The 1,290-nt window shown below is 63.5% G+C and carries 1 protein-coding gene; it reads right to left on the bottom strand.

The window, feature by feature from the left end; translation table 11 throughout:
• Positions 1-37: 37 nt before the first annotated feature.
• Positions 38-1,168 (bottom strand): IS1249 family transposase, encoded by a 1,131-nt coding sequence (locus ACFX4T_RS25580; protein ID WP_223945982.1) that lies wholly within the window; start codon positions 1,166-1,168, stop codon positions 38-40.
• Positions 1,169-1,290 lie beyond the last annotated feature (122 nt).

The following is a 1,290-nucleotide window of genomic DNA, read 5'->3' as shown; positions in this document are numbered from 1 at the left end:
GGGTTATAGGACAAAACGTGTGTAAATCCCGGGTGTGTCATGATCGTCCGGCCCAGCCTGCGCGGTGCCAGAGGCCTTCATCGGGGCTGAGGCCGGTGCTGTAGATCTCGGGGCCGGGCTCCGGTTCTGTGGTTGTGCTGGCGTTGGTCCTGCCGGGTTTGTAGTGCCGGTTTTCGATGAGCTTCGCCGGGGGCCGGGGTTGGTCGCTGTGGAGGTAGAGGTACCACTCGATGGCGCGTTTTTGGTGGTCCTCGCTCATGCCCCGGTGGGCCCGCAGGATCAATCGGAGTTGCGCGTTGGTGCCTCCTTCGATCCGGTTGGTCGTCGAGGCGATATCCAGTCCGGTGTATTCAGCCTGCAGATAGGTAAAGAGGGTCCCGGCTTGGCCGAGTCGTTCCAGCAGCCGGTAGGCCTTGCGGAGTCTGTCGTGGGTGTACCACCAGGTTTGGTTGGCCCGGACCCATCCCGGAGCCATGGCCGTAGCGGTGCGGTAGGTGCGGGCCTTGACCAGATGCCCGTGTTCCTGATGCCAGTCATTGAGACCCGCGAGCCAGGCGGCTGCTTCGGCGGGGGCTTTGATCCTGGTCAACGCCCGTCCCAGCCGCAGCAATGCTTTGCCCGCATCCGTTCGGGGCCGGCTGGTCAGGTAGGTCCGGACATTGCGTTGGACATGGACCAGACACCGTTGGACCGCGGTTTCTGACCAGCACTCCGACAGGGCTGCGGCGATCCCCGAACCGCCGTCAGTGATCACCACGCGAGGGGCAGGGAACCGTTGCAGCAGCGCCGCCCACGCGGCCTTTTTCTCGGTGTCGCACCACTGCCAGCCAAGCACGTAATCACCGGCAACAGCGATCAGGCAGCACCACGACCCGACAAAGATCCCATCGACCTGGATCTGGTCATGGACCTCCCCGGTCACGGGAATGCGCGGGGCGATGTTCCAGCACCAGGCCGTGCGCCGTCGGAAGGACCGGGCCGTGCCGAACATGGTCAGCGACGACTGGCCTGAAGTGCCTAACAACCAACCAAGAAACGCCTCCAGCTCAGCGCGACGGCTGACATCCGGACGTTGACCGGAACGGCTCGCCCCGCAGTTCAGGCACCGGTAGCGCTGTTTGCCCGCTGCCGTTTTCCCGTTCCGTACCAGCGTCTGGCCGCAGACCAAACATTCCCCAGATATGCAAGCACCCCAGCCACCCTAAGCTCCAAAAGCTTAGCTATCCCGGAATTCGCCCGCCAGCGCTGGAAAGCAGGCCCAACCAATACACACGTTTTGTCCTATAACCC

This window comes from Paenarthrobacter sp. YIM B13468, assembly GCF_042788025.1.
Lineage (GTDB): Bacteria > Actinomycetota > Actinomycetes > Actinomycetales > Micrococcaceae > Arthrobacter > Arthrobacter aromaticivorans.
This window is presented reverse-complemented; position numbering and strand designations above follow the sequence as displayed.